The sequence below is a fragment of the Falcatimonas sp. MSJ-15 genome (assembly GCF_018918265.1).
Taxonomy (GTDB): domain Bacteria; phylum Bacillota; class Clostridia; order Lachnospirales; family Lachnospiraceae; genus Falcatimonas.
The window spans coordinates 69,356-92,528 of the sequence record NZ_JAHLQC010000004.1; the positions used below are offsets into that span (position 1 = coordinate 69,356).

At 33.1% G+C, this 23,173-nt stretch carries 20 protein-coding genes and 1 other annotated feature; of the genes, 2 read left to right on the top strand and 18 right to left on the bottom strand.

Going from position 1 to position 23,173, the window contains the following annotated elements:
- Nucleotides 1-315: 315 nt before the first annotated feature.
- The 5 genes from KQI85_RS03960 to KQI85_RS03980 are packed head-to-tail and all read right to left on the bottom strand — an operon-like array spanning nt 316 to nt 5,737.
- Nucleotides 316-1,305: a hypothetical protein gene (locus KQI85_RS03960; RefSeq protein ID WP_216574796.1), complete on the bottom strand. Its 990-nt coding sequence runs from the start codon at nt 1,303-1,305 to the stop codon at nt 316-318.
- Nucleotides 1,292-2,803 (bottom strand): MBOAT family protein, encoded by a 1,512-nt coding sequence (locus KQI85_RS03965; RefSeq protein WP_216574797.1) that lies wholly within the window; start codon nt 2,801-2,803, stop codon nt 1,292-1,294. Before KQI85_RS03965 ends, KQI85_RS03960 begins: the two co-directional genes overlap by 14 nt.
- A 9-nt stretch (nt 2,804-2,812) precedes the next feature.
- Nucleotides 2,813-3,040: a phosphopantetheine-binding protein gene (locus KQI85_RS03970; RefSeq protein WP_216574798.1), complete on the bottom strand. Its 228-nt coding sequence runs from the start codon at nt 3,038-3,040 to the stop codon at nt 2,813-2,815.
- A 1-nt stretch (nt 3,041) separates the two neighbouring features.
- Complete coding sequence (locus KQI85_RS03975; protein WP_216574799.1) at nt 3,042-4,229, bottom strand: alanine racemase; 1,188 nt, start codon at nt 4,227-4,229, stop codon at nt 3,042-3,044.
- Between the two features lie 5 nt (nt 4,230-4,234).
- Entirely contained in the window at nt 4,235-5,737 is a 1,503-nt protein-coding gene (locus tag KQI85_RS03980; RefSeq protein ID WP_371820548.1) for an amino acid adenylation domain-containing protein, read from the bottom strand.
- A 189-nt stretch (nt 5,738-5,926) separates the two neighbouring features.
- On the opposite strand from KQI85_RS03980, the gene KQI85_RS03985 reads away from it, so the two are divergent.
- Nucleotides 5,927-6,733 (top strand): polysaccharide deacetylase family protein, encoded by an 807-nt coding sequence (locus KQI85_RS03985; protein WP_216574800.1) that lies wholly within the window; start codon nt 5,927-5,929, stop codon nt 6,731-6,733.
- A 282-nt stretch (nt 6,734-7,015) separates the two neighbouring features.
- On the opposite strand, the gene KQI85_RS03990 is transcribed toward KQI85_RS03985, so the two are convergent.
- The 7 genes from KQI85_RS03990 to KQI85_RS04020 all read right to left on the bottom strand — a co-directional run bounded on the left by KQI85_RS03990 (nt 7,016) and on the right by KQI85_RS04020 (nt 15,160).
- Entirely contained in the window at nt 7,016-7,813 is a 798-nt protein-coding gene (locus KQI85_RS03990) for a gluconate 5-dehydrogenase (RefSeq protein ID WP_216574801.1), read from the bottom strand.
- A 181-nt stretch (nt 7,814-7,994) separates the two neighbouring features.
- The gene (kduI, locus tag KQI85_RS03995; protein WP_216574802.1) at nt 7,995-8,837 is read right to left on the bottom strand and encodes a 5-dehydro-4-deoxy-D-glucuronate isomerase; all 843 of its coding nucleotides are present in this window, start codon (nt 8,835-8,837) and stop codon (nt 7,995-7,997) included.
- A gap of 73 nt (nt 8,838-8,910) precedes the next feature.
- Complete coding sequence (locus KQI85_RS04000) at nt 8,911-9,675, bottom strand: IclR family transcriptional regulator (protein ID WP_216574803.1); 765 nt, start codon at nt 9,673-9,675, stop codon at nt 8,911-8,913.
- Between the two features lie 138 nt (nt 9,676-9,813).
- Nucleotides 9,814-11,016, bottom strand: a complete 1,203-nt coding sequence (gene tyrS / locus KQI85_RS04005) for a tyrosine--tRNA ligase (protein WP_216574804.1) — start codon at nt 11,014-11,016, stop codon at nt 9,814-9,816.
- A gap of 83 nt (nt 11,017-11,099) precedes the next feature.
- Nucleotides 11,100-11,364: a binding site (T-box leader), on the bottom strand.
- A 174-nt stretch (nt 11,365-11,538) separates the two neighbouring features.
- A complete protein-coding gene (locus tag KQI85_RS04010; RefSeq protein WP_216574805.1) occupies nt 11,539-12,303 on the bottom strand; it encodes a formate/nitrite transporter family protein in 765 nt (254 codons plus the stop codon).
- Nucleotides 12,304-12,658: 355 nt separating this feature from the next.
- Complete coding sequence (locus tag KQI85_RS04015) at nt 12,659-13,966, bottom strand: pyrimidine-nucleoside phosphorylase (protein ID WP_216574806.1); 1,308 nt, start codon at nt 13,964-13,966, stop codon at nt 12,659-12,661.
- A gap of 15 nt (nt 13,967-13,981) precedes the next feature.
- On the bottom strand, nt 13,982-15,160 hold the full coding sequence (locus KQI85_RS04020; RefSeq protein WP_216574807.1) for a phosphopentomutase: 1,179 nt from the start codon (nt 15,158-15,160) through the stop codon (nt 13,982-13,984).
- A 448-nt stretch (nt 15,161-15,608) separates the two neighbouring features.
- Between KQI85_RS04020 and KQI85_RS04025 the strand changes: the two genes are divergently transcribed.
- Nucleotides 15,609-16,640 carry a 3-deoxy-7-phosphoheptulonate synthase gene (locus KQI85_RS04025; RefSeq protein WP_216574808.1) on the top strand — a complete coding sequence of 344 codons (1,032 nt, stop codon included), beginning with the start codon at nt 15,609-15,611 and terminating at the stop codon, nt 16,638-16,640.
- Nucleotides 16,641-16,914: 274 nt separating this feature from the next.
- Here KQI85_RS04025 and KQI85_RS04030 read toward each other — a convergent pair whose 3' ends face one another.
- The 6 genes from KQI85_RS04030 to KQI85_RS04055 all read right to left on the bottom strand — a co-directional run bounded on the left by KQI85_RS04030 (nt 16,915) and on the right by KQI85_RS04055 (nt 23,167).
- The gene (locus KQI85_RS04030; RefSeq protein WP_216574809.1) at nt 16,915-17,793 is read right to left on the bottom strand and encodes a tyrosine recombinase; all 879 of its coding nucleotides are present in this window, start codon (nt 17,791-17,793) and stop codon (nt 16,915-16,917) included.
- Nucleotides 17,794-17,879: 86 nt separating this feature from the next.
- A complete protein-coding gene (locus KQI85_RS04035) occupies nt 17,880-18,413 on the bottom strand; it encodes a hypothetical protein (protein ID WP_216574810.1) in 534 nt (177 codons plus the stop codon).
- Nucleotides 18,414-18,722: 309 nt separating this feature from the next.
- On the bottom strand, nt 18,723-19,262 hold the full coding sequence (locus KQI85_RS04040; protein WP_216574811.1) for an NUDIX hydrolase: 540 nt from the start codon (nt 19,260-19,262) through the stop codon (nt 18,723-18,725).
- A 228-nt stretch (nt 19,263-19,490) separates the two neighbouring features.
- Nucleotides 19,491-20,288 (bottom strand): pyrroline-5-carboxylate reductase, encoded by a 798-nt coding sequence (gene proC / locus KQI85_RS04045; RefSeq protein ID WP_216574812.1) that lies wholly within the window; start codon nt 20,286-20,288, stop codon nt 19,491-19,493.
- 68 nt (nt 20,289-20,356) lie between these two features.
- The gene (locus KQI85_RS04050) at nt 20,357-21,553 is read right to left on the bottom strand and encodes a pyridoxal phosphate-dependent aminotransferase (RefSeq protein ID WP_216574813.1); all 1,197 of its coding nucleotides are present in this window, start codon (nt 21,551-21,553) and stop codon (nt 20,357-20,359) included.
- Between the two features lie 186 nt (nt 21,554-21,739).
- A complete protein-coding gene (locus tag KQI85_RS04055; RefSeq protein WP_216574814.1) occupies nt 21,740-23,167 on the bottom strand; it encodes a DUF2079 domain-containing protein in 1,428 nt (475 codons plus the stop codon).
- Nucleotides 23,168-23,173 lie beyond the last annotated feature (6 nt).

Sequence of the window (23,173 nt, forward strand, 5' to 3'; positions counted from 1 at the left end):
TTACTCCTTTTCATGTTGCTTTGTTTAAAGCCAAGACTTTCGTATTATAACACGTTCATATATATAAATCAACAAAATCAAATCCATCAAAGGAACTAAAAAATATGTCTTTAGTACCTGTTTTTTAATATTTTTTTCCAAATTTTACATAATCGTATCTGTATAAGTGATAATTTTATATAATCAGTCCATTATTAAACTATACAAAAAGGCAGTGTATATAACCATAAGCACATATAATATGCTCACAAGTTATAATACACTGCCTTATTCTCTTTACCTATATAATACTGATTCGTATTAATCATACAGTAGTTATCTTAGATACTCACCAAGTACTTTACTAAATATCATTGCATTCTCACCTGTAAGATGTCCTTCATAATCACAATAACCTTTAATACTTCTGTCAAGTCCTTCAACTTCTTCATAATTATAATTAATATAGTCTACATTATAACTTTCAGAAAGTTTTCTAAAATACTCATCACAATCTTTATATTCTGTACTATACTTTTCAATTGTATCATTAGGTACCGGTGTTATAACTACAGATAATTCTATATTATTATCTTTGCAGAGTTTCACAAGCTTTCCAAAGTACTTTTTGGTATCTTTCACTACTTTATCTCTGTTCCATACTATAAAGTTAGTCCAGTTCTTCGCTGAGTCTGCTACCGGATTACGATATATTGAACCACCAACTTTATAATATTGTGCTTCTGATGCGAACGCACTTATATCACAAGCTTTCTCAATTCCATTCCATTTGTTCTCAATATTCTTTGGAATCATCTTATATTCTTTTCTAAATACATACCATGGAAAACATATCGCCCTAAAATCTTTATTAACCTCTTTGTCCATAAAACATTCGAGTTTTGCAGGTGAAAATCTCATATTTCTATATATAAGTGTACTATCTGTTCCTGTATATTCGTTTGTAACCCAATATCCATAATCAAGTTCATAGACAACTTTTTTAGGCTTATGTTGTTCTATTATACTCTTTAACATATAATAAGAATCTGACAGATATTCACCTCCGAGGCACATATTAACGCTCTTACTTCCTGTTATCTCATCTATTACATCAGTCTGTATTCCACATTTTCCATGTGAAGTTCCTATGAATACTATATCATGTGAGTCATTATATGCTGTATTGTAATCAACTTTCACATAACTGTAAGGAATAAATGCATAGTTAAGAATTACATTGCCAAGCACAATACAAGCCATAAAAAGTGCGATTATTAATGCACGTCTTACATAAGGATGCTTTTGTTCATTAGAATTGCGCATATATAAATCCTCCTACACTATCAGGTGGCATTCCTATCATTGGCAGCATAAATATAACTGCGAGATAGATAAGTCCTCTCACTTGCCATGGCAATGATATAACTTTTTGTGCCACATCTACCTTCTTTTCTTTCAGGACACTTATTATGAATACTACTATAATGCCAATCGCTATCGCTATAAACTGAATATCCATATAGCTTATATATCCTGGATTATCTGCAAATATGCTTCCGTCAAAAAGTGGTGTCCAGTCAAACTTTGTAAACATATTCTTAAACATTATAAATGCCTGTTTTACATCTGCTGACATATCAAACAGCCAGCTTATATTAACAAGAATGAATGTTCTTATAATCTGGAATAGCACAAAACCTTTTGATTTATCATTGATATTAAGTTTCTTCTTAGCAGCTCTATATCTATCTGCCATAATACCACTAAAGCCAATTATTATACCATTATATAATCCATATACAATATATTTGCAAGCTGCACCATGCCATATACCAACAACAATGAATACGATTATATTGGCAATACATATTGGTAATGAACGTCCAAGTTTCTTGCCGAATTTACGTTTTGCAAACTTTTGAAATCTTCCCATCCATTTTGACAAAGTCACCGGATAAAATACATAATCTTTCATCCATGTTCCAAGTGTTATATGCCATCTATGCCAAAAATCTGTTATAGATTTTGCAAAATAAGGCTGTTTAAAGTTCTCAACGAGTCTTACTCCAAATAGTTCTGATATTCCTCTTACAACATCTATTCCACCTGAGAAATCTCCATATAGCTGAAGTGAATATGCAAGAACGCCAACAATTACAAGGCCATCAAACTGTTCATATTTATTAAATATTGTATTAACATACATCGCTGCATTATCAGCAATTATCATCTTCTTAAACAGACCATATAATATAAGCACAAGAGCTTTTTCTATCTCTTCAAACTTAGCTGTATGTTTTTTGAACAATTCGTCACTAAGACTATTAAACCTGCTTATTGGTCCCTGCATTATCTGTGGAAAATATGATACAAATAACGCAAGTTTGAATATATTTTTTTCAGCCGGAGTTCTCTTCCAGTATACATCCAGAATATATCCTGTTGACTGAAATGTATAAAATGATATTCCAAGAGGCAGCAGCAGATTGACAAAAGAAATATTGCCGCCTGATATATTATTAATAATATCTATTGCGAAATTAGTATACTTAAGTACTGCAAGTATTCCAAAATCAACAAATAAAGCTGCAATTAGTATTTTTTTCTTATTCTTTTGTTCTGATTTTTCTATAAAAACTGCTGCAAGATATGTTACAACAGTTGTCGTTATTATAAAAATAATATTCTTTGCACCAGAAGCCAGATAGTATATGTAGCTTAATACCAGCAGCAACTGCCACTGATATTTTCTACATACTGTATAATAGAGAAATACGCCTACCGCCACCAGTCCAATTAATTGTAGTGATGTTAGTGACATAATATTCTCCTATGCTTCTTTTAATCTTTCAATCATACTCCATAATGCTCCTGCTGAATTGAAGTTCTCAGGAATAATCTCTGCTGGTGTTATTGTAACGTCAAATTCGTCCTGAATCTCACTTACTATTGATAATATTGCAAATGAATCCAATATACCATCATCAATTAAAGTCTCACATGTTTCATAATCTGCATCAGGACAGATCTCCTCTAAAATTTCAATTAATTTATCCATCTTAATTCTCCTTTAAATAATTTAATCTATTAGTTTCAAACTCGTCTCTGACAAGCTCTAATCCTCTCTTTTTTGAATAAAAATATATAGCCGGCATATTTCTGCTTAAAAACATATATATTCCTTCTGTAACTGAATAAGCCCCCGTTTTATCAAATACAATTATATCCCCAATCTTTGGTTCTGTAAGTGGCATATTACGAAGAATAACATCTGCAACTGTGCATAACGAACCACATACCGTATATTTTTCATCTATATCAGTATTATCTATTGCCTGTCCATTCTTATATTGTGTATAGAACATCTGCTTCATAGCCATTGTCTGACCATAATAATTAAGATGATTAATACCACCATCAACTATACAATAGTTATTCTGTCTGTTTTTTTTTATATCAGCAATTGAAGTTACATAAGAACCACATTCTGCTGCTATATATCTTCCCATCTCAAATACAAGTTCACCGTCAAATTCCATATTTGCAACTGAACCTTTAATAGCCGGAATCATCTTATCGCTTATATCTTTATCGTTAACGAAGTATGGCACAAAAAGTCCCGGACCATATTCTATCTTGTTAATTTTGACTCCATGCTCATCTCTTAATGTCTTATATATACCATCAAGATACTCAAGTTCTGCAACTACATCTTCTGTCTTCTTCTTCTGCGTTCCAGAATATAATTGAATTCCTGCAAGAATCATATGGCTGTCTGTTTTAAGTCTGTCTGAAAAATTATATAATACTTCTTCATCAACGCCAAACTGATTGCCACTTGTAATTCTTATAAGCACTTTTATTATCTTATTATGCTTTCTTGTAAGCTTCTGTAAAAGTTCAAAGTGTGCAATTGACTCAATTGTAAATATTGTAATTCCATCGCAGATTGCTTCCTCAATATCGCTATATTCTTTATTAACTCCTGATATGACTATCTTTGATACATCAATACCTGCTCTTTTACATATCTTATGTTCTCCTGGTGAACATACTTCAAAATATGGCACTAAATCTTCAATCTCTTTAATAATAAATGGATTGGCTTTCATAGCATAACACAATTTTGCTGTATGTTCAAATGTGTTTTTAAGTTTAGAGACATTGTCTCTTAATACATCTGTATCAAATACAAATGCCGGTGTAGTTTTTTCTTTTCCAAATTCAGCAATTACTCTTTCATCCATCTTATCTAATCCCCCAATTTTAATAATTCATTTCTGTCAATCTTTCCATTCTTAGTAAGTGGAAATTCTTCAACTGCATGCATCTTAATTGGCACCATATATGCCGGAAGCTTAGCTCGCAAAGCTCTTTTTACTTCTTTTACTTGTGCTTCCCCTTTATAATATGCAACTATATTATTAATATCTTTGTTAAAGATACAGCATGCTCTCTCAACGTTCTCAACCGACTCCATCGCATTCTCAATCTCACCAAGTTCTATTCTGTGTCCCATATGTTTTATCTGAAAATCTATACGACCTTTGTAATATAAAAGTCCATCTTCTCCATAATATGCAAGATCACCTGTTCTATACATAAGCTCATTATATGCTTTGTTAAGTGGATTATTGACAAAAGCTTTCTTAGTCTGTACTTCATTATTATAATATCCAAGAGAAAGACACTGTCCAAGAACGCATATCTCTCCGTCTGCACCTGCTTGTGTAACCAGATTATCATCTTCATCAAGAAGAATTACCTTCTCATTAGGGAATGGCTTTCCGATTGGAATATTCTTATTGTCATCAATCTCATCAACAATATGATATGTGCAATTACATGTAACTTCTGTTGGTCCATATACGTTGACATACATAGCATCAGGAATATATTCTTTCCATATTTTTAACTGTTTTATAGGCATTACTTCGCCGGAAAAAATCACTTTATTAATCTTATCCGGAACTTTGTATGTAAATCCTTTTAGAGTTGATATAATACAAAGTGCTGATACAGCCCATATAAGCGTTGTTATGTTCTTATCTATAAGATAATCCATAAGTTCCATAGGAAATGAAAACTTTTTCTTTGGTATTATAGCCATTGTTGCACCTGTATATATTGTTGAATATATATCTTTTACAGATACATCAAAATCAAATGGAGCCTGATTACCAATAATATCATTCTCTGTTATATTAAAAAGTTCAGTAAAATATGTTATAAAATCAATTACTGATGCATGTCCAACAACAACACCTTTTGGAATCCCTGTTGAACCTGATGTAAAATTGCAATACAAAGGACTAAGTGCATTATGTCTAGTTCTAATACTATTAATAAATTCTTCATCTATCTCCCCTGTTGCTATATCTTCACTAAGAATATAATCACCTGTATATCCAGCCTTTTCAAGTTTTGCTACATATACCTGTGATGTCAGCATCTTGTTAACATCAAGCGTTGCTAATATGCTCTCAATTCTTGTAAGAGGATGTGCTATATCTACTATTGTATAGAAACTTCCTGCATATATTGTACCAAACATCCATATAAGCGTATCCACACTCTTATCCATATATATTGGAACAGCTTTGCCACTAACAAATTCATTTTTTATCGCCGTAGCAGCCTGCTTAGCTTTTATCACAAAATCTTTATATGTTATCTGTGTATTTTCATCTTCAAAAAGTATCTTGTCAGGATTTCTATCAGCTGACTTTTCAAGCATTTCTAAAACATTATTCACAATTATTACCACCAATCCTCTTTTTTCTTAAAGTAGTATAACATATATTCCGCAGTTTTGACTCTACTTTTATTTAATTTTTTCTTAATTTTTCTTTACAAAAGTTGTATAATTTAAGTGAGTGAGTATTTTTTTGTCCGGAATTATCAAAAAATACTTATCTCTTACACTTTTTAGGAGGATAACAATATGATAAATGTATACAAATGTTTCCCTGATGGCAAATTCAAAGTTCTTACAATGAGCTATGATGATGGCAAACACGCCGACCGCCGTCTTGTCAAAATCTTTAATGACAATGGTATTAAAGGAACTTTTAATGTAAATTATGGCATGGAAGGTGATCCTATACGAATTCCTCAATCCGAATATGAAGAACTATACAAGGGTCATGAGATTGCTTGCCATACTCTTACACATCCAACAATAGCAAGATGTCCACTTGAACAAGCTACTGTCCAGATATTTGAAGATAGAAAAGGGCTTGAAAAAGTAACCGGAAGAATGATTCGTGGAATGGCTTATCCTAATGGTTCTTATAGTGATGATGTCAAAACTCTTCTCAGACTTCATGGCATAAAATATGCAAGAATAGTTGGTAATAGTGACAGCTTTGATCTTCCTACTGATTTTTATGAATGGAAAGCAACCTGCCATCACAATCATAACTTATTACAATTAGGTGATGAATTTGCTGCTCTTACCAAAAAACAGTACTTATATATGATGTATGTATGGGGACACAGCTATGAATTTGACAGAGATAATAATTGGGAAGTAATGGAAGAATTCTGTAAGCGACTTGGTCACAGAGATGATATCTGGTATGCTACTAATATAGAGATTGTTGAATACTTTGAAGTTCTTGACAGACTTGAATTCTCAGCAGATGCAAGTATATGCTATAATCCATCAGCTAAAAGTGCCTGGTTAAGTATCAATAATGCTGAGAAGATTGTTGAAGTAAAAGGTGGCGAAACAGTAAAACTTTTTTAAAAGTTAATTATCTATATAATAGTATATTCATTTCTACATACTATTACCTCAATGGATAGATATTGCTGAATTTTCGCATATCATTACACTAATAGATAAATATTCTTATATATGAAGGCATTTATGCAAACAATACATTAAAAACTTTTATATAAAGAATCTATTAAGAACATTTATATAAACAAATCCCAGGAATAATATCAATAGACACCATTCCTGGGATTTTTATAATCACAAATTCTACTTTTTAATGTTTGTAATAATTAACAACTTAATTATTAATTATTTAGGCTGTTTTCCGATGTATGCAAGGATACCACCATCAACGTAAAGAATATGTCCATTAACAGCATCTGATGCACTTGATGCAAGGAAGATAGCTGGTCCTGTTAATTCTTCCGGTTTTAACCATCTTGCAGCTGGAGTCTTAGCGATGATAAACTGATCAAATGGATGTCTTGAACCATCTGGCTGAATCTCTCTAAGTGGAGCTGTCTGTGGTGTCTCAATGTATCCAGGTCCAATACCATTACACTGAATATTATATTCACCATATTCTGAACAGATATTCTTTGTTAACATCTTAAGACCACCCTTAGCAGCAGCATAAGCTGATACTGTCTCACGTCCTAATTCTGACATCATTGAACAGATGTTAATGATCTTTCCGCCACCTTTTTTGATCATAGCTGGGATAACTGCTTTTGATACGATGAAAGGTGCATTTAAGTCAACATCGATAACCTGTCTGAATTCTGCTGCTGTCATATCGCACATTGGAATTCTCTTAATGATACCTGCGTTGTTAACTAAGATATCAATAGTACCAACTTCTTTTTCAATTGTAGCAACTAATTCATTAACAGCATCTTCATTAGTAACGTCGCATACATAACCATGTGCTTCGATTCCTAATTCTTTGTATGCTGCAATACCCTTATCTACTAATTCCTGTTTAATGTCGTTGAAACAAATTGTTGCGCCTGCCTGAGCATAAGCTGATGCGATAGCAAAACCGATACCATATGAAGCACCTGTTACTAAAGCAACTTTTCCTTCAAGTGAAAAACTAACTGCCATTTTTCTAATCTCCTTTAAATAAATATATTTACTAACAACTAGATATTATGATTATATATAACTTCATATAGCTATTATCTTACAATATGTATATAACCACAATGTCAATATCACATCTACAATGTGTATTATAAGCTGTTATTATCATGTTATCTTATTAATGAATATAATAGATTCCTAATTATCTTAAATCTTTCATATCTACATCATCCATATCATCGAAATCCTGGTTTTCACCAACCATGCCCCAGATAAATGTATAAGCATGTGTTGCTGAAGCTGAATGAATTGACCAGCTAGGTGAGATTACAGCTTCTTCATTTCTCATAATGATATGTCTTGTCTCTGTAGGTTCGCCCATATAATGGAATACTACATCGTTCTCTGGCACTTCGAAATAAAGATATACTTCCATTCTTCTGTCATGTGTATGACATGGCATTGTGTTCCATACGCTGCCTGGTTCAAGTGCTGTCATACCCATCTCTAACTGACAGCTCTCTACCTGTCCTGGTAATATGTATTTTCTGATAACTCTGTGGTTAGCATTCTCAAGTGTACCTAATTCTTTTTTGTTTTCCGGAAGAATATCTCTTTCAGGATTAATGAATACTGTTGGATATGTCTTATGTGCCGGTGCACTGTTAAAATAGAACTTAGCTGGATTCTTAGGATCTGCACTTGCAAATGTGATCTCTTTTGAACCCATTCCAATATACATACCATCTTTGTATTCGAATTCATATGCCTTTCCATCAACTGTTACAGTACCTTTACCACCAATGTTGATGATTCCCATTTCTCTTCTCTCAAGGAAATATTTTGCTCTTAATTCATCACCTGCTTCAAGTTTTAAAACTTTGCTTACAGGAGTTGCTGCACCAACAATAATTCTGTCAATCTGGCTATATACTGTTTTAATTGCATCTTCTACGAATACATCCTGAATAAGAAAATCATTTCTTAATCTGTCTGTATCATATAATTTTACGTCTCTTGGATTTGCTCCTGGTCTTACTTCCATAGTTATTCTCCTTTTAAATATAATCTATAACACCGCTATTAAGCGTTATGTTCATCTTAAGACAAAGTATATTCTATCTTACAAAATAACCAAGCTTCTCTGAAATCATCCTGGCATATTTAACAACAAGACTTCCTATCTCTTCATCACGTTCCTTCGATATGACAGTTGAAGGACCTGCGACACTTATAGTCGCTGTAATCTTGTCTCTATAATCATATACCGGAGCCGCTATACACCTTATTCCAACATCATGTTCTTCATCATCAATTGTCCATCCTCTACTCTTTGACTGCCTAATCTCTTTAAGAACTTCTTCTGGTGTCATCTTAGTTGTATCTGTCATCTTGATAAATGTACACTCATTAAGCGTATCAAGTATGACTTTATCTGATTCATCCATAAGAAGGCTCTTACCAAGTGCTGAACAATATACAGGAATTCGCTTTCCAATCTGTGAATAGAGTCTTAGATTTCTTACAACTTCTACTTTGTCAATATATACGGCATCACTTCCATCAAGAATTGCAAGATGGCTTGACTGACCAATTATATTAGTCAATTCAGACAGGTACGGTCTCGCTTCTGTTGTCAGTTCAATATTGCTAAGTCTCTCACTTGCAAGTTTTACAAACTGTATTCCAAGTCTGTATATCCCATCTTCTGTTTTCTCTACATATCCTCTATCCATAATGCCACCCAGAATTCTGTGGACTGTACTCTTATTAAGTGCAAGTCGCTTTGCAATCTCAGTGACTCCAAGTCCTCTGCTCTCAACTGCAAGTAATTCGAGAATATCAAATACTCTGTCAATTACCTGAACACCTTTTTCTGACATACAATTACCTCTCATCCCTGTTCCACTATGTGAAACCTTATATCATATATTATATCACTATTATATAAAAAATGCAATTAAAACAATTATCATTTGTTTTTTCTCTGCTTAATAAGTTTAAGTCATTTTAATCTTTTTTTAAGAGATTCTGATAAATTTCTTCTTGCCAATGCGAATTACGTCACTTTTCTTAACAATCTTACCTATACTGTCTATTTTCTCATTATTAACTCTAACTCCGCCTTGTTCAATCATTCTTCTTAATTCACTCGCACTTGCAACAAGTTGCATATCTACAAGATTGTGTATTATATCTCTTAACAAGATTGCTTCTTCTTCTATCTTAAGTTCATCTATATCGTCTGGAATATCTTTATTAGTAAATGCCTGAACGAAAAATTCTTCTGCTGCTTTTGTCTCATCAGCACTATGGTAGAGATTAGTTATCTCTCGTGCAAGTTCAAGTTTTATATTCTTAGGATTTTCTCCATCCGCCATTCTCTCTTTTATCTTGCATATATCGTCAGGATGAACATCTGTGGCAAGCTCAAAGTACTTAATTATCATATTATCCGGTATCTCCATGACTTTTTTAAAGCATACTTTTGCCGGCTCATCGATTCCTATATAGTTACCAAGACTCTTGCTCATCTTCTCAACTCCGTCAATACCTTCAAGAAGCGGCATAAAGATTGCAACTTGTTGTTCTTTTCCAAAATGTTTCTGTAGATTTCTTCCCATAAGGACATTGAATGTCTGATCTGTTCCGCCAAGTTCAATATCCGCATTGATTGCAACTGAATCGTATGCCTGCATAAGTGGGTAAAAAAATTCATGAAGGCTTATTGGTATATTATTGTCATATCTATTAGTAAAATCATCTCTTTCAAGCATTCTTGCAACAGTTGTTGTTGATGCCAATTTGATAACGTCTTCAAAATTCAGTTTTGATAACCATTCGCTGTTAAATCTTACATCGCACTTATCTCGATCTATGATATTGAATATCTGATCACAGTATGTCTTAGCATTCTCCATTACCTGCTCGCTAGATAATGCATTTCTTGTCTTTGATTTTCCGGTAGGATCTCCTATTTTTCCTGTAAAATCGCCTATAACAATGGTTACTCTATGTCCAAGTTCTTGCATCTGCCTAACTTTTCTAAGTAAAACTGCATGTCCAAGATGTATATCCGGTGCACTTGGATCCATACCAAACTTGACATTAAGCGGTCTGTCATTTGCTACACTGTTTTCAAGTTTTTTAAGTAGTTCTTCTTCGTTCACTACCATACTTGCTCCTTTTGTAATAATTCTTAATTGTTCTTTTGCACTAATCATATTAATCTTCCTTTCGCAATGCTTTTTATATGTTCTAAACATTCGAAATAAAGCAATAAAACATAAAAAAAATCCTCGTCCTATTAAAGGACGAGGATATAATAATCTCCGTGTTACCACCTTTTTTTATAAGTAATTCACATTACTTACCTTATCAAGTACTCCAATTCCAGATTGGGTTATACTCTAAGACTATAACGTGTCTAGGCATACGTCACAGCCTACTTGCTTATGCGTTCGGTGTGAAGCTCAAAGATGTATTTCATATACATTGTTCCTGCACCTCTCATCACCCGGTTACTTTCTGTTGAACTTTTGAATATTACTTCTTCTTATCATCGCTTTTATTTCTTCTGTTTGTTGTATGCTATCATTCGATATATAATCTGTCAACCCTTTTAAATATATGTTCTGTTATATATATTGTGACGTCATTACATATCAGCATAACATAATCATCTTCTATCTGATATATTCAAATATATCTTAACTATATTAAGTTATATATATACTCAATAATAATTATTTTTCTTTTAATACCATAAGTTTAAGTGGTAATGCTAAGAGTACTGCTCCACCTAATATATTACCGATTGTAACAAAGAGCATACTCTTCATAACAAGTGAAAATGTCATTCCATCTACAAGGAAAGCTGCTATTGAATACAATCCCATATTAGCAATACTATGTTCAAATCCTGCTACAACGAATGCCATAATTACCATAAACATAATTACAAGTTTTCCACTCTCTGTCTGCATCTTTGAATTAGTATATACTGCAAGACATACCATAAAGTTACAAAGCATTCCTCTTAATATCATCTCAACAGGTGTAATTGTAAGCTTTGGCATTACAATAGCATTAAGATACTCTGTAAGCACCGGAATTGAACTTCCGCTCTTAACATATATATATCCAAGTATAAATGCTCCGATGAAATTGCCTATGTAACTCATAGCCCATACAGCTATCATTCCTTTTGCACTCACTTTTTTCTCATAGAATCCAAGTGCCATTGTCATATTATTGCCTGTAAACAATTCTCCACCGATAAATACTATCAGGATAATTGCTGTAGGGAACAATATAGATCCAAGTATCTTCCCAAACTGTGGGAATGTTGGATATAAAACTGCTGCTGATACATTTGATAAAATAACGGCAACTATAATAAAGAAACCTGCCATTATCGCTCTCATCATGTAAGTAAATGGTGATTTTGTAAGGCATTCATATTTGCTCACTGCTGAAGCTGATACCTTATCAATATCTGACTGATTCATAACCTACCTTCTTCCATAATTTCAACTTATTTTTTTAACCTAAAGATTATATCATTTATCGAAATAATCATCAAGTTTTTTTTCAAGTACGTTATTTTTTTGTGAAGTTAGCTGTCACATTTACTTAATTAATTTAATTTTTATACTGGTTTATATTAAGATGTCGGGGTCAAAAGCCCCGACTTTGATGCCTACGAATTGCTCCGTGCTACGCACTCCCACAATTCTACCCCATATTCGCATATCGTGGGATTATCATCCCACTTTTATGCTCATATCGGGGCGGGTCCCAAAGCCTTTCACCCACCTATGAGCAAGCTCACGTGGGTTTAGGCCTTTTGACCCTGGCATCATATTAATTATCTATTATTCTTTTTATAAATACAGGTTTTTTTACTTCGTTATCAGAATAACTATAAGTCTTGTCAAATCTCTCCTTAGCAGCTTTTAGTTTTTCTTCTGAATTAGCATATAATGTAGCTATAACATCGCCTTTTTTAACATAGTCGCCTACTTTTTTCTTAAGAACAACACCTACTGAAAGATCTATCTTACTCTCTTTAGTCTCTCTTCCTCCACCAAGTGTAAGCGATACCATGCCAACCTCATCTGAATGGATACTGCTTATATAGCCTTCACTTGCCGCATAACAATCCTGTGTTAGTGATGCTTTTGGAAGCAGGCTTGTATCATATACTGCTCTTTCATCTCCACCTTGTGCCTTTACAAATTCTGCAAATTTATTCAAAGCCTTCTTGCTTGTAATTGTATCTTTAAGCATTGCTCTCGCTTCATCTGCATCTGATGCTTTTTTAGTTCCAATAAGCATATATGAACCAAGTGTAAGACATAGTTCAAGAAGATCTTTTGGACCATTACCATTAAGTGTATCAATAGCTTCTTTTACTTCAAGTGCATTACCTACTGCATATCCAAGTGGCTGATCCATATCAGATACAATCGCATAAGTCTCACGCCCTATACCTCTTCCAATCTTAACCATCTCTGTACCAAGCTTTACTGCATCTTCTTCAGTCTTCATAAATGCCCCACTGCCACATTTTACATCAAGAACTATTGTATCTGCTCCTGCTGCTATTTTTTTACTCATAATACTGCTCGCAATAAGTGAGATATTATCAACTGTTGCTGTAACATCTCTTAAGGCATATAATTTTTTATCAGCCGGTGCAAGTTCACCTGTCTGACCAATAATTGCCATCTTAATATTATTTACATTATTTATGAATTGTTCTGTTGTAAGTGATGTTGAAAAGCCATCAAAACTCTCTAACTTATCAATCGTTCCACCTGTATGTCCAAGCCCACGTCCTGACATCTTTGCTACTGGAATACCGAGTGACGCAACCATAGGTCCAAGCACTAGCGATGTCTTATCGCCAACTCCGCCTGTACTATGTTTATCAGCTTTAAGCCCATGGATTGCTGACAAATCTACCATCTCTCCACTATTAGCCATAGCCATTGTAAGAGCTATTGTCTCTTTTTCACTCATTCCTACAAAAAATACCGCCATAAGAAACGCTGACATCTGATAATCCGGAATATTACCTTTAGTATATTCTATAATCATCTGGTTAATCTCTTCAGTGGAAAGTTCTCCACCATTTCTTTTTTTCATTATCAAATCATACATTCTCATGCTGATATTCCTCCATTATTTAAGTATTTCTTTTAGATAGCTTTCTCCGATTGCAAGTGGTTTTAAATCAAATATATCTGCAACTGTCTGACCGATATTAGCATAAGTTTTGCCAGTCTTAAGATCTGTTCCTTCTTTTAATTGTCTGCCATACATAAGCATTGGAACATATTCTCTTGAATGATCTGTACTCTGTGTCATAGTTGGATCACATCCATGATCTGCTGTTATTACAAGAAGATCATCATCTCTCATCTTATCTAATACTTCTTTTAATCTTACATCGAATTCTTCAAGTCCCTGTGCATATCCTTTGTAATCATTACGATGTCCCCACTTAGAGTCGAATTCAACAAGATTTGTAAAAATAAGTCCTCTGTTGTGTCTATCCATATATTCAAGAGTCTTATCCATTCCATCCATATTATCTTTTGTATGAACTGCTTCTGTTATTCCGACTCCTGCGAAGATGTCTTCAATCTTACCAACTCCAATTACATCAAGACCTGCCTCTTTCATTCTTACAAGCAAGTTATCATTGTCCGGAAGCCATGAAAAATCTCTTCTGTTGGCTGTTCTTGTATAATTGCCACTCTCTCCTACAAATGGTCTTGCTATAACTCTTGCAAGTGCATGTTCTCCTGTAAGCATCTCTCTTGCTGTCTTACACATCTTCCATAATTCTTCAGGAGAATATACATCTTCATGGCATGCTATCTGAAATACGCTGTCTGCTGAAGTATAGACTATCGGACATTTTGTCTTAACATGTTCATCGCCAAGTCTTGCTATAATCTCAGTTCCTGACGCTGTACAATTGCCAAGCACTCCAGGAACTCCTGTTCTCTTTACAAATTCATCAATAACCTCTTTAGGAAAACCATTAGGATATGTTGGAAAAGCTTTTGGTGAATATATACCAATCATCTCCCAATGTCCTATAGTTGTATCTTTACCATTAGATATCTCTGCAAGTCTTGCATATACACCTTTTGGTGATTCACATCTATCTATATTCTTCATTCCTTCTATGTTGCCGAGTCCAAGTTTTACCATATTAGGAACTTTTAATCCGCCAACTTTAGCTGATACATTACCAATTGTATTACTTCCTACATCTCCAAATCTATCTGCATCAGGTAATTCTCCCATGCCAACGCTGTCTAATACTATCCATATTACTCTGTTTATCATATTGTCACGCATCCTTTTCTTTATATTTTCACACAAAGATTATACTCCAATTAGCAGTACTTATCAATATTAATATATATTTGAGATAAATGCACACTATAATTTGAATCTGTTAACATTATCTTCCAGTTTCGCAGAACATGTCTTAAGTCCTTCAATCTCTACATGCATTGCATCAACCTGCTCACTTACTTTTTAAACTCCTATAATTTCTTTTGTTCATAAAAAGTCCTCCTTACCTATCTCTTGGCGTATATTTCTTTCAATTTTTTCGTCATTTTGCACAAATAGAATTAATTCATTTTTTAAACAATTTCTTAATATATTATAAATTTATATTTTTTCACAATTTTTCATTTTGGTGTCGACAAAATCACTTTTTTATATTATAATTTATTTGTTTTTTGCTTTAAAGCACGAAAATACTATTAGATGAGGAGTAATTATTATGAGTTTTGAATTTATAACAAAATTGCCTACACCGGCAGAAATTAAAGAGATGTATCCTCTTTCTACAGAGCTTACAGAATTAAAAGAAAAACGTGATAAGGAAATCCGAGATGTTATCACAGGCAAGTCAGATAAGTTTCTTGTAATTATAGGACCATGTTCAGCAGACAATGAAGATTCCGTTGCTGATTATGTAAGTCGTCTTGCAAAAGTACAGGAAAAAGTTGCTGATAAACTTATTCTTATACCACGTGTATATACTAACAAGCCAAGAACAACAGGCGAGGGTTACAAAGGTATGTTACATCAGCCTGATCCTGAGAAAAAACCTGATCTTTTAGCAGGTCTTATCGCAATAAGAAAAATGCATCTTAGAATTATTGAAGAGACAGGTCTTACTCCTGCTGATGAGATGTTATATCCTGAAAATTATAGATATTTTAGCGATATCCTCTCTTATGTAGCTGTTGGTGCTCGTTCAGTTGAAGATCAGCAGCATAGACTTACTGTAAGTGGAATGGATGTACCTGCCGGTATGAAGAATCCGACAAGTGGACATTTCTCTATAATGCTTAATTCTGTTCTTGCTGCACAGCATGGTCATACATTCATATATCGTGGCTGGGAAGTTAAGACTACAGGTAATGAACTTGCACATACAATTCTTCGTGGTGCTGTCAACAAGCATGGTCAATGTATACCTAACTATCATTATGAAGATCTTAATCTCTTATTAGATCTATATAATGAGAGAAATCTTAAGAATCCTGCTGTTATCGTAGATGCTAACCACAGCAACAGTAATAAGCAGTATATCGAACAGATTCGTATTGTAAAAGAAGTTCTTCATAGCAGAAGTCATTCAAAAGACATCGAGAACTTTGTAAAAGGTGTTATGATTGAAAGCTATATAGAACCAGGTAATCAAAAGATTGGTGAACATATCTATGGAAAATCAATTACAGATCCTTGCCTTGGATGGAAAGAATCTGAAGAATTACTCTACTATATTGCAGATCATGTAGGATAAATTATAAAAAATGCCATCAGACATGTACTATATACTTAAAAATCATTTTAAGTTATATGTACTTCTGATGGCATTTTAATTACGGTTCTTCTATGATTTATATTACTATTTTACTATGATTTATATTACTATTCTTCTATGTTTTATATTACCGTTCTTCTATGATTTATATTACTGTTTTACTATCATTCTAATAGTGTTCTTGCCCTATTATTGTTATATTATACTCTATATCGCTTCATTATATCTCTATAATTATTCATTATTATTCTATCTATTTTTCATTAAGTAAAAAGCCTTCTTTATGCGAAGTCTCTGTAATATCACGATATATCTGCGTTGTTGTTATGTCAGAATGTCCAAGTATCTTCTGTATATCTTTAAGATCTGTACCACATTCTGCCATATGAGCCGCAAAAGAATGTCTCAACATGTGTGGTGTTATATCTTTGTCAATGTCAGCCATCTGTGCATAATATTTAATTATCTTCCACAATCCCTGTCTGCTCATAGGCGTTCCATGACAATTTACGAATAACATTCCTGTTTCCTTTTTCTTAACCAATATCTCTCGTGATTCATCAAGATATCTCTCTAACCACTTTTTTGCTTTTTCTGAAAAAGGAACTATTCTCTGTTTATTTGTATCATTACAAGTCAGGCATCTATCCGCCAGATTAATGTCTGACAATTTCAGATTAATAACTTCAGACACTCTAAGACCTGTAGAATACATTAATTCTACAATTGCTTTATCTCTTATATCTTTAGGCGAATTTCCTTCAGGTTGTGACAGGAATAATTCAACCTCGGCATAAGTAAGAGTATCCGGCACCTTTTTCACTATCTTTGGTGCTTTTATAAATTGTGCAGGATCTCTGTTAATAACTCCAATATTAAGTAAGTAGTTATAAAATGTCTTGATTGATGACACTGTTCTCGAAACTGAAGACGGTGCGTTACCTTCGTCTGTCAGATATTTTACATATTTCCTAAGTTCTTCACTTGTAACATCAGCAAATGTCTCAATATTGTGTTCCTTAAGATACAATGCAAGTTTTCTCAAATCCCTTTCATATGACACTTCTGTGTTATATGTAGTTTTCTTAACTAAATGTAAATATTGAATAAATCTATGTATTTCCCATTCCATATCTTTCTCAGCCCCCGATATTTTTAGTCATTAACTCGCTACATTGTTAATTATATATTTATTTTATCGTAAAAGCAAACAATTTTTTATTTTTTTGTAATTACTTCCAACACTATACCTATGGTTGTTAATATAAGTGTCAAAATCACATTTGCAACTCTCTTTTTCCGAATTTTCTTACTCTTTATGGTTTGTTTGTTATCTATATTAACAAAGTTATTCCATACTATTAATATTGCTGTAAGATATAGAATATGTTGTGGATACATACCAATAATATTCTCTACCACACCTTTGATTCCCATAGAAAAATAGATAAGTATAATCGATATCTCTTTAGCCAATATCTCATATATAACAAAGATATTAAATAGAATTCTGCTATGTCTTGATAATAGAATAAGCAAAACTATAAGCGCAATCCTGATTTTTTCAACTATAATGCCAATATCTGTATCAGTGCCTTCGCTTATAGTCTGATATATTCTATATGCCAGTTCTTTGTTGTTGGCATAGATTTTACTATATATAACATTACTGCTAATAAGAACAAAAACTATTGCTATAATACATATTACTATCTTCAATGCTCTGCTCTTTAATGTACTTTGAATATTCATACATCAACCTCCTGTCATAATCAATAAGTATTAATCTGTTGCAAAACTATAATATGCGAACTGCCTATCAACAAATATAGATTATACATACGTCTTTTATCATTAATGAGGGTCAAAAGGTATTTTGCCTCTCATTAATAATTAATCAGATTACTACATGCTTCGCATTCCCATAATCTGATCCCACCTCGAAATCCGCTAATTTACTAGCTTGCTTAGTAAATTGCTACTTTCTCGGTGTGGTGCGGGTCAAAAGTTATCATTAATATTATGAATATTCCTACTTCAAGTATTACTAATAATTGCACATTATCGACAACAATATCTATCTTTGTATGCCATTATTGCTGCGATTGTCTTAGCATCCTGAATCTTTGACTCATAGATAAGTTCACACAATTCTTCAATTGTATAAGCATATACATCTATATCTTCATCATCATCAAGATTCTGCGCTGTCTTTACAAAATCATGTGCAACATATACTTCTATCTTCTCATTACAAAAAGCTACAGTCGTTCTAAGAGTTATAAGTAATTCAAGATTAGTAGATTTATATCCTGTTTCTTCTTCAAGTTCTCTCATTGCTGCATCAATCGGTTTCTCCTCTTTTGAATCAAGCTTTCCTGCCGGTATCTCAAGAGTATCTCTATCAAGTGCATTACGATACTGTTTTACCATAAGTATTCTTCCATCATCAAGTACCGGAACAACTGCTACTGCTCCAATATGATCAATATAATCATATTTTACTATTTTTCCATCAGGACACTTTATTGTATCTTCATAGATATCAATCACATTAGCCTTATAGACAAGTTCTCTGTTCATTCTTTCAAATCCATTCATTATAATTATCTCCCTTTTGCATTATTATCGCACAACTAATTGTAAACTTATATTCTCTAACAATTATATAATTATGATGTCAGGGTCAAAAGCCCCGACTTTGATGCCTACGAATTGCTTATAAGTCTACAACACTAGTAATATTATATTTTTTATGCAAAAATGTCAACGCAGGCAATAATCTGAGTGATAACTCAATTTGCCACGTTGACATTTTATATAATAATTCTATTTCATATTCTCTGATTTGTTATTGCAAGCTTCTGTCGCTTTCATTATGGCATTTCTAAAACCATATTCTTCAAGTGCTTCAACTCCACATATTGTTGTTCCACCTGGTGAACATACTTTATCTTTTAAAACTGCAGGATGTTCTCTTGTCTCTAATACCATCTTAGCTGCACCCTCCACAGTCTTTGCTACCATAACGTATGCTTTATCTCTTGGAATTCCAAGTTTAACAACACTGTCTGCTAATGCTTCAATGAACATATATACATACGCTGGTGAACTTCCACTTGCACATGTAACAGCTCCCATAAGCTTCTCCGGAACTTCAGCAACCATTCCAAAAGAATTAAAGAACTTATTAAGCACTTCTATCTCTTCTCTGGAAAATTCAGCTCTATTATATGATATTCCTGTCATTCCTGCACCTAACATTGCCGGTGTATTAGGCATTGCTCTTACTATTCTTGCTGGTACTCCAAGAGCATCTCTTAAATGTTCAATTGATACACCCGGTGCTAATGATATAATAATATTATCCGGTGTAATTATATTACGAATGTTCTTAATTACTGTATCATATACCTGTGGTTTTACAGCAAGTACAATATATTTTGCCGAATTGGCACATTCAGCATTACTGTCAACAAATCTGACACCTGTCTTCTCATATACAGCAGCTTTCTTCTCAGGGGTTGCACATGAGAACACTATCTCGGCTCTGTCAAATACTTTTAAAGCACCTAAAAGCATTGCATAACCCATATTACCCATTCCAATAAATCCTATAGAAGCCATTATGTCATCTCTTTTCGTATATTTTATGAACTACCATCACCTAAAGGTAGTGAGTTTTACGCTCTAACTTATAAAGATTTTAAGAAACTTTCTATTCTGTCTAATCCTTTTTCAATCTGCTCAAGTGAGATAGCATATGAAAGTCTTATATGATCATCGAATCCAAAATCTGCACATGGAATTACAGCAACATTATAATCTTCAATAAGAATTCTTGCAAATTCTGCACTTGTTCCAATTACTTTACCCTTATATTCTTTTTTAAGAGCTTCACCAAGATCTATGAATACATAGAAAGCACCAAGTGGTTCTAATGCATCTACAAGTGGCATCTTGCTGATTCTGTTATACATATACTGTCTTCTCTTGTCAAATTCCTTAACCATAGCTAAAACTGTATCCTGTGGACCATTTAAAGCTTCTGTTGTAGCTTTCTGTGCTATTGAGTTAGGATTAGATGTCTGGTGACTCTGAATACTGCTCATAAGCTTAGCAATCTCAGCACTAGAACCAGTATAACCAATTCTCCATCCAGTCATAGCATAACTCTTAGATACTCCACTTACAGTAATTGTTCTCTTATATATCTCTTCGCCAAGTGATGCTATACTTACATGTTCATTACCATTATAAACAAGATGTTCATACATCTCATCTGATACAACATAGATGTCATTATCTACAACATATTTTGCAATTGCTTCAAGTTCTTCTCTTGTATATATCATACCTGTTGGATTGTTAGGTGTGTTAAGTATAAGAGCTTTTGTCTTGTCAGTTGTAACTGCCTGAAGCTGTTCAACTGTAACTTTGTATCCCTGTTCCTTACCACCACGAACGAATACTGGAACACCATCAGCAAGTTTAACTATCTCAGGATAGCTTAACCAATATGGTGCTGGAATAATAACTTCGTCACCTGGGTTTAAAATAGCAGAAAATACATTAGTAAGTGAATGTTTACCGCCATTGCTGATTACGATCTGATTAGGTTCATAGTTAAGTTTGTTGAATTCTTTAAATTTTCTGCATACAGCTTCCTTAAGTTCATTAGTTCCTGATGCAGGAGTATATTTAGTAAAACCTGATTCAATTGCTTCAATTGCAACTTTATTAATATTCTCAGGAGTATTAAAGTCAGGTTCACCTGCTCCAAAACCTACAACGTCAAGTCCCTGTGCCTTAAGTTCCTTTGCCTTTGCAGTAATAGCTAATGTTGATGAAGGTTTAACCTTCTTTGCTTTGTTTGATAATGTTAATGACATTACTAATTGCACCACCTTAATAATATTTTCAATAATTCTTTACTCTAATAAAGCTTTTATCATTGTAATACAGGTTACACATTTTTGCAAGTTTTAAATGAAAAAAATTCATTTTATTTTTTCATTTGTTGCCTAATAATCGTAACTATATTACAACTTTTAATTAATATTTATTAGTTATTCTTCTTAAATGGTTGATTTTTTTAACACTGCAACATATCTATCTATATAATCTGTAAGCACGTATCCCTTTTTCTGTGCCTGTTCGATAACTTCATCACCATTTTTTTCCCAGCTTTTTCTAAGATCAACAACTATATAATCTTCCTTATATCTGTTATCGAATTTGTAAATCTGCCGTCTGAGCGATAATTTTGGAACATATCCTGAATGACTCTCCACTGATGCTTCTTCCGGAATTTTTGCAAGAACGTCATCTACTTCTTGCAAAATATCATAATCACTTATGTACATATCAAGATATCTTAACTTAGAACTCATTGTTGAATCTGTTATTAACACTGATGCAATAATAGCAAGAATAATTACGCCATGCATAATATCTCTCCGTCTTTCCTTATATTCACAATAATTAATAACAGCCAGATAAAATAGCATTGCACAGCTTCCGTATGTATATTGAAAATATATTGAATGTTGATACTTATAGTCTGAAAGCATATTAACAAGCACAAATGGTATAACAAGAATCCATTTTGACCATTTATTATTAATAAGTGGCAAAAATCCAAGTGGCATCATTACCTGTAGCAGGAATACTATCTTATCTTCTGTAATCATCTCTTTAACTGCATATACCGGATTGACCATAACAGTTTTTATGACACCAACAAGTCCAAGTGAATCATCATACATAAGATTACTGAATCTGTTAGTCATTATTCCTATTCCATATTTTTTCATTAATGTTGTCACTGTCATAAAATAGACAACTGACATTATAAATACTGTCATCCCATATTTGTATTCTTTTTTATAAAAAATAAAAAACAGACCTAAACAAGCTGCATATACCGGCGCATCTTCCTTTACCATACATAATAATATTGCAAATAACATTGATGCTTTGTATTTTCTCATCTCAAGGAAATATATCATCCACAGTATTATAACTGTAAGGAATTTATTCTCGTGAAAATCATAAAAACATCCTCCGATAAATGCTGGAAACAAGCAGTACATAAGTGAAAAGATCCATATCTCTTTATCTGTCATATTATATTTTCTGCATATCTTATAAAGCGGAATTATTCCACTTATAACAATTATTGCCTGACACACTAAGAGTGTAATCTGAGAGGCAAATATCTTATAGACCGGCAGTATCGTATAGAATATTGGTGACACATGTACTGCAAAATGTGACATATACATATTACGTTCAGCTGTTGTTACCGGCAAAAAAGTCTTATCCATATAATAATACATCTGTGAAAACAGTCCAAAATCAAATGTTCCACTATAATTACACAGGTATCTTAATACTGTAAGACCAGCAACAAACAAAAGCCACAATATAATCTGAATTGTAATAAACATCTTAATTGTCAATGATGTCATACGAATATTAATCTTAGTATCCTTTTCATTCATACTTCT

What these genes read in the sequence shown, in the direction of transcription:
- KQI85_RS03965 (WP_216574797.1), bottom strand. Translation starts at nt 2,803, where the DNA reads ATGTCACTAACATCACTACAATTAATTGGACTGGTGGCGGTAGGCGTA.
- KQI85_RS04030 (WP_216574809.1), bottom strand. Translation starts at nt 17,793, where the DNA reads ATGGAATGGGAAATACATAGATTTATTCAATATTTACATTTAGTTAAG.
- KQI85_RS04000 (WP_216574803.1), bottom strand. Translation starts at nt 9,675, where the DNA reads ATGTCAGAAAAAGGTGTTCAGGTAATTGACAGAGTATTTGATATTCTC.
- KQI85_RS04035 (WP_216574810.1), bottom strand. Translation starts at nt 18,413, where the DNA reads ATGAATATTCAAAGTACATTAAAGAGCAGAGCATTGAAGATAGTAATA.
- KQI85_RS03960 (WP_216574796.1), bottom strand. Translation starts at nt 1,305, where the DNA reads ATGCGCAATTCTAATGAACAAAAGCATCCTTATGTAAGACGTGCATTA.
- KQI85_RS03990 (WP_216574801.1), bottom strand. Translation starts at nt 7,813, where the DNA reads ATGGCAGTTAGTTTTTCACTTGAAGGAAAAGTTGCTTTAGTAACAGGT.
- KQI85_RS03975 (WP_216574799.1), bottom strand. Translation starts at nt 4,229, where the DNA reads ATGGATGAAAGAGTAATTGCTGAATTTGGAAAAGAAAAAACTACACCG.
- KQI85_RS04055 (WP_216574814.1), bottom strand. Translation starts at nt 23,167, where the DNA reads ATGAATGAAAAGGATACTAAGATTAATATTCGTATGACATCATTGACA.
- KQI85_RS04020 (WP_216574807.1), bottom strand. Translation starts at nt 15,160, where the DNA reads ATGATAAACAGAGTAATATGGATAGTATTAGACAGCGTTGGCATGGGA.
- KQI85_RS04050 (WP_216574813.1), bottom strand. Translation starts at nt 21,553, where the DNA reads ATGTCATTAACATTATCAAACAAAGCAAAGAAGGTTAAACCTTCATCA.
- kduI (WP_216574802.1), bottom strand. Translation starts at nt 8,837, where the DNA reads ATGGAAGTAAGACCAGGAGCAAATCCAAGAGACGTAAAATTATATGAT.
- KQI85_RS04025 (WP_216574808.1), top strand. Translation starts at nt 15,609, where the DNA reads ATGAGTTTTGAATTTATAACAAAATTGCCTACACCGGCAGAAATTAAA.
- KQI85_RS03985 (WP_216574800.1), top strand. Translation starts at nt 5,927, where the DNA reads ATGATAAATGTATACAAATGTTTCCCTGATGGCAAATTCAAAGTTCTT.
- proC (WP_216574812.1), bottom strand. Translation starts at nt 20,288, where the DNA reads ATGGCTTCTATAGGATTTATTGGAATGGGTAATATGGGTTATGCAATG.
- KQI85_RS04010 (WP_216574805.1), bottom strand. Translation starts at nt 12,303, where the DNA reads ATGAATCAGTCAGATATTGATAAGGTATCAGCTTCAGCAGTGAGCAAA.
- KQI85_RS04040 (WP_216574811.1), bottom strand. Translation starts at nt 19,262, where the DNA reads ATGAATGGATTTGAAAGAATGAACAGAGAACTTGTCTATAAGGCTAAT.
- tyrS (WP_216574804.1), bottom strand. Translation starts at nt 11,016, where the DNA reads ATGATTAGTGCAAAAGAACAATTAAGAATTATTACAAAAGGAGCAAGT.
- KQI85_RS03970 (WP_216574798.1), bottom strand. Translation starts at nt 3,040, where the DNA reads ATGGATAAATTAATTGAAATTTTAGAGGAGATCTGTCCTGATGCAGAT.
- KQI85_RS04015 (WP_216574806.1), bottom strand. Translation starts at nt 13,966, where the DNA reads ATGAGAATGTATGATTTGATAATGAAAAAAAGAAATGGTGGAGAACTT.